The following is a 5,338-nucleotide window of genomic DNA, read 5'->3' as shown; positions in this document are numbered from 1 at the left end:
GCGCTCTCCCAACTGAGCTACAGCCCCTTTATTATTCAAATTATATGTGAGCTCTCCGCCTGTGTCAATACTTTTTGATTGACATGGATGGAGGGAAGCCCTATATTTTATAGAAAGCCGGAGTGGCGGAACTGGGAGACGCAGGGGACTCAAAATCCCCCGGGCTTTTCGCCTGTGAGGGTTCGAATCCCTCCTCCGGCACCAAATTAAGTAAAGTGTGGATCTTCCGAGCCCTCCTCCTAAGTCCATGGGGATATGGAGGGTGGCCGAAAAGGTGCGGCTGGAAACGGCCACGCCTCCCGTGTTTGGAAAGGAGGTCCAGGAGTAGGTAATGATGGGCCGATGGCCGACACGGGGTCATCGGCCCTTAAAATTTGAGGGGAACATGAAGCTACTGCTCGACGACTATTATCGGGAAATAAACTACTTGCGGATATCCATCACTGATCGGTGCAATCTGCGCTGCCGCTATTGTATGCCAGAGGAAGGGGTGGAGTTGATCGAACATAAAGAGCTCCTTACCTATGAGGAGATCCTGAAGGTGGTCGAGATCTTCGCCCGCAACGGGATTTCCAAGGTCCGCCTGAGCGGCGGGGAACCTTTGGTGAGGAAGGAGGTGGTGGACCTCATCAAAGGGATTGCGGGTACCGAGGGGATAAGAGACCTGAGCCTGACAACCAACGGGGTTCTCCTCAAGGAGTACGCAATGGATCTGGTCAAGGTGGGGCTTCGGCGCATCAACATCAGTCTCGATACCTTACGCCCTGACAGATTCGCCTATATCACCAGGAGGGACAGATTCAAGGAGGTGTGGGGGGGCATCGAAGAGGCCCTGCGGTGCCGCCTCTGCCCGGTAAAAATCAACATAGTCGTCATCAAGGGGTTTAACGATGATGAGGTAAAGGATTTCGCCCGCTTAAGCTTCACCTATCCCCTCCATGTTCGTTTCATCGAGTTTATGCCCGTGGGTGAGGCAAACGGCTGGAGCGAAGAGCAGGTGGTCCCCTACTCCCAGCTCATGGAGGAGATCATGGAGATAGGAGAGATGATCCCCATAAGACACCAGGATAACGATGGGCCAGCCAAGAGGTATTATCTAAAGGGGGGTAAGGGGGAGATCGGGTTTGTTTCCCCCATCAGCAGCCATTTTTGCTCCCTGTGTAACCGCCTCCGTCTCACCCCCGACGGGAAGATCAGGACCTGCCTCTTCTCCGATGAGGAGATCGAGCTGAAGGGTGTCTTGAGAGGATCGGGGGATGAAGCAAAGCTGGAGGAGATCCTCTATCAGGCCCTGCAGGCCAAACCGCAGGGGCACAGGATCGGGGATTTCCGCTTCAAGAAGTGTCAGAGGGGAATGTACGCCATAGGAGGATAAAAGAGATGAAGAGACTTACCCACTTGGATGAGAGGGGAAGGGCGAAGGTGGTCGATGTCACTGAAAAGGAAGTCACCTTACGGGAGGCCACAGCTAGAGGCGCGGTCTTGATGCGGCCGGAGACCTTCCAGAGGATCTCGGCAGAAGGGATAGAGAAAGGAGATGTATTGGGGGTGGCCAGGGTCGCCGGCATTATGGGGGCCAAGAAGACAGCAGAGCTAATCCCTATGTGCCACCCATTAAATATCACCGGGGTGGAGATCGCCTTCCATCCAGTAGAGGAGGAGTACAAGGTAGAGATCGAGGCACGTGTCAAGCTGAAGGGGCAAACAGGGGTGGAAATGGAGGCCTTGGTGGCGGTGGCCACCGCCGCCCTGACCATCTACGATATGTGCAAGGCAGTGGATCGGGAGATGGTGATATCTCACATCCACCTGGTGGAAAAGAAGGGAGGGAAGAGCGGACACTTTTACCGTGAGAGTACTTCACGATAGATTGAGTTTCTAAACCATTTCGGTCCCCACGTGTTTTGATCCTTACTTTAGGGGGCTAGGGGTCAAGGTTTCCAGGCTTCAAACATATTTTTACTAGTCCCCTCGAGTCCTAGAATTCTTGAATCCTGTATTTTATATAGGCTGGGGGTGAGGATAAACCCTCATGAGGGTTTGGGGAGGAGGAGATGAAGGGGAGGGTGATCGCCGTAAATAGGGCCGAAAAAAGGGGGGTCCCCAAGAGGAATGTACAGGAGGGATATCTCCAAAAGGGTTGGGGTTTGATGGGCGACGCCCATGCCGGTGAGGGGGACAGACAGATAAGCGTCCTCCCCCTGGAGGCCATGGCCCTGGCACCCCCCTCCATCAGGTCCGCCATCTCTGATGACGACTATACTGAGAACATCACCATTGAGGGAATTCCTATAGAGGAGTTGAGGATAGGTAGGAGGTTGATGATCGGTGAGGCCGAGGTCTCGATCTACCACATCGGCAAGGAGATACCTAAGGAGGAGGGAAGGTCATATATCGTCAGCCGTGAGGGGAGGTTCGGGAAGGTCACCAAAAGCGGAAGGGTCAAGGTGGGCGACCCCGTAACCCCTCTGGAGGGGGAATAATGGATTTTTTCCGGGTCCAAACCACGCAGCAGGTAAAGGAGACCCTTAAAGGGCTCACTCCCTTGGGGGGAGAGGGTGTAGTATTGGAAAATGCTTCGGGGAGGGTCCTGGCTGAGGATGTCATCTGCTCGGATGCATTTCCCCCCTTTGACCGCTCGGCCATGGATGGGTACGCCCTGCGGGCCAAGGATACCTTCGGGGCCTCTGAGGGGAGTCCCGCCCTCTTGGAGGTGTGTGGGGAGGTCAAGATGGGAGAAAAACCTGCTATCGGTGTAGGTCCCGCAGGGGCGGTGCGGATCTCCACGGGGGGGATGCTCCCGGAAGGGGCCGATGCTGTGGTGATGGTGGAGTATACCCAGGTTATCGACGAGAGGACCATCGAGGTCTTCCGGGCCGTGGCCCCGGGGGAGAATGTGATCCAGCAAGGAGAGGATATAAAAGAGGGGGAGAGGATCTTGGAGAAGGGTCATCGCCTGCGGCCCCAGGATTTGGGGGCCCTGGCCTCCCTGGGCAGGGGGATGGTGAGGGTATATCGCCGGCCGCGGGTGGGAATCATATCTTCGGGTGATGAGGTGGTCCCCATAGACTCCGTTCCTCAAGGAGGGGAGATCAGGGACACAAATCGCTATACCCTCTGGGCCTTGACCCTGGAGGCGGGGGGAGAGCCCTTCCACTTCGGCATCGCCAAGGACGAGCTGAGGGACCTGCAAGGGAAGCTGGAAGAAGGGCTTGCTAAAAGTGATGTGGTGGTGATCTCGGGGGGGAGTTCGGTAGGAACAAGGGACCTCACCATCGAGGCCATTGGCTCCCTGGCGCAGGCGGAAATCCTCCTACACGGGGTGGCGCTGAGCCCTGGCAAGCCGACCATATTGGCCAAAGTTGGCGAAAAGGTGATCTGGGGGCTGCCAGGACACCCTGTATCAGCCATGGTGATCTTTATTACTTTAGTAGCCCCTTCCCTCTGGAGGATGGGCGGGCGCAAGGACTGGGATACCCCCTATCCCTGGACCCTCAGGGCGAAGGCCTCCAGAAATATCCCATCGGCCCAGGGCAGGGAGGACTATGTGAGGGTCAAATTTGCCCTGGAAGGGGATGAGCTGGTGGCCGTCCCCATATTTGGGAAGTCAGGGTCCATATCTACGATGGTGAAGGGGGATGGTCTGCTCAGGGTCGAGATGGACTCCGAGGGAGTCGAGGAGGGAGAAGAGGTAGAGGTATGGCCTTTTTGAAAGCCTTTTTCAAATAAAGCCATTTCCAGATTGGTTGTTGGAATGGAAACGATTTGAGGGGTCAACTCTCAGGGTTCGAGGGCTCCAGGGTTCAAGGATTCTAGAGGGAAACAAGCACCTGAACCCTTAAATCCTAGAATCCTTTTTTCGATTTGAGGAGAATAAAACATAGAACCATCGATCTATATAGTAAAGCCCCCGCCTTAAAAGGCGGGGCTTCTTGGCTTTCCTAAAAACATCTTCTCCCCCTCCCCTTACCCCTCCCGCCAGGGGAGGGGAATGTGTAATAATGCCATTCATCCCCGCTTTAATAAGCGGGGCATGCTGGCATAGTATCGTAACTCTAGAACCCTATCATCATGATCCCCCCTGCCACCAGAGGGATGGTCAGGTTGTCGTCCAATTTTAAGGTGAAGAGTTCGGCAAGGGTAGCTCCTAACACCCCTGCTGTGCCCCAAAAGAGGTTGCCCGTCATGGTACAGGCCACCACGATCATCCCGGTGGCGAAGAAGGCGATGCTCCCCTCCACGGTCTTTTCCCGAAAAAGCTGGATCCTCCCCCAACTACTGCCCACAATGCCTGCCGAGGCATCGCAGATGATGAGGATATAGAGGCTGGCGATGGCCACCTCCTTAGGGAAAATGAGGATGGTCAACAGCGTACCGATGATGAAGTAGGTGGACCCGATGAGCCCCTTTCTCTCCCGCTCCCGGAGGAAGCGGGATGAGATGATCCGATCGAATAGCTCCCTGTACCCCTTGTGGAAATGCCTTAGGATATCACCGAAGATGTAAAAGGCGAAGATGGGGAGCAGGATTGTCAAGGCTGTTTCCTTGGAGATATAGTGATACACAATGGGGATGGCAAGGGGGTAGGTGTGCATCATCTTTCGACGGATCTCCAGCCAGGGTATCATACCCACTCCCGCAACTTCTCTATCTCTTCTGGTGATAGGGGACGACACTCCCCTGGTCGGAGTCCCTTCAAGGTGAGGGAGGCAAATCTGATCCGCTTGAGCTGCAAGACAGGGTGATGAATCGCCGCAAAGGTCCTCTTGATCACCCGGTTTCTCCCCTCCCGCAGGGTAACCCTTAGCCAGGAGTTCTTTGTGAGCCTCCTCATCGGTGTGACCTTCAAGGGAGGCCCCATCCCATCCTCTAACTTTACCCCCTTCTCCACCCTCTTTATCTCCTCCGGGGTCAGTACCCCTCTTACCTTTACCAGATAGATCCTGGGGGCCCCGTAGTGGGGATGGGTGAGCTTCATAGCCAGCTCCCCATCATTGGTGAGTAACAGGAGCCCCTCGGCGTCGTAGTCGAGCCTCCCCACAGGGAAGACCTTGGCCTTGAGCTTCGGGATGAGATCCATTACGGTGGGCCTCCCCTCGGGGTCCTTTAAGGAGGTAATGACCCTCCGAGGTTTGTAGAGGAGGTAATAGACCTTGGGGCAGCGGCGGGGGACCAGCCTTCCATCCACCCTAATCTGATCAAGATAGGGATCGGCCTTGAACCCCAACTCCCTGATCACCTCGCCGTTGACGCTGACTCTACCTGTGAGGATCAGGTCCTCTCCGCCTCGCCTAGAGGCAACTCCTGCCTCGGAGAGGACCTTTTGCAGCCGCACCAG

At 55.6% G+C, this 5,338-nt stretch carries 6 protein-coding genes, 1 tRNA gene and 1 riboswitch; of the genes, 5 read left to right on the top strand and 2 right to left on the bottom strand.

The genetic code is table 11. From position 1 onward, the window contains the following. The first annotated feature begins 116 nt into the window (after positions 1-116). The 5 genes from JRI46_12060 (at position 117) to JRI46_12040 (ending at position 3,712) form a co-directional block, all read left to right on the top strand. Positions 117-204 (top strand) — tRNA-Leu (locus tag JRI46_12060). An 8-nt stretch (positions 205-212) separates the two neighbouring features. Then, a riboswitch (molybdenum cofactor riboswitch) is annotated at positions 213-332 on the top strand. 62 nt (positions 333-394) lie between these two features. Beyond that, on the top strand, positions 395-1,375 hold the full coding sequence (gene moaA / locus JRI46_12055; protein ID MBW2040298.1) for a GTP 3',8-cyclase MoaA: 981 nt from the start codon (positions 395-397) through the stop codon (positions 1,373-1,375). Between the two features lie 5 nt (positions 1,376-1,380). Beyond that, positions 1,381-1,869, top strand: a complete 489-nt coding sequence (moaC, locus tag JRI46_12050; GenBank protein MBW2040297.1) for a cyclic pyranopterin monophosphate synthase MoaC — start codon at positions 1,381-1,383, stop codon at positions 1,867-1,869. 185 nt (positions 1,870-2,054) lie between these two features. Beyond that, the gene (locus JRI46_12045; GenBank protein ID MBW2040296.1) at positions 2,055-2,483 is read left to right on the top strand and encodes an MOSC domain-containing protein; all 429 of its coding nucleotides are present in this window, start codon (positions 2,055-2,057) and stop codon (positions 2,481-2,483) included. After that, a complete protein-coding gene (locus JRI46_12040; protein MBW2040295.1) occupies positions 2,480-3,712 on the top strand; it encodes a molybdopterin molybdotransferase MoeA in 1,233 nt (410 codons plus the stop codon). Before JRI46_12045 ends, JRI46_12040 begins: the two co-directional genes overlap by 4 nt. Before the next feature lie 343 nt (positions 3,713-4,055). On the opposite strand, the gene JRI46_12035 is transcribed toward JRI46_12040, so the two are convergent. Beyond that, positions 4,056-4,628, bottom strand: a complete 573-nt coding sequence (locus JRI46_12035) for a hypothetical protein (protein ID MBW2040294.1) — start codon at positions 4,626-4,628, stop codon at positions 4,056-4,058. Next, positions 4,625-5,338, bottom strand: a complete 714-nt coding sequence (locus JRI46_12030) for an rRNA pseudouridine synthase (GenBank protein ID MBW2040293.1) — start codon at positions 5,336-5,338, stop codon at positions 4,625-4,627. The genes JRI46_12035 and JRI46_12030 overlap by 4 nt, the downstream gene beginning before the upstream one ends.

It is taken from the genome of Deltaproteobacteria bacterium, assembly GCA_019308925.1.
In the GTDB taxonomy this organism is placed as follows: Bacteria; Desulfobacterota; B13-G15; order B13-G15; family RBG-16-54-18; genus JAFDHG01.
Note: the sequence above shows the minus strand (reverse complement) of the source record. Positions and strands in the feature narration are given on the sequence as shown.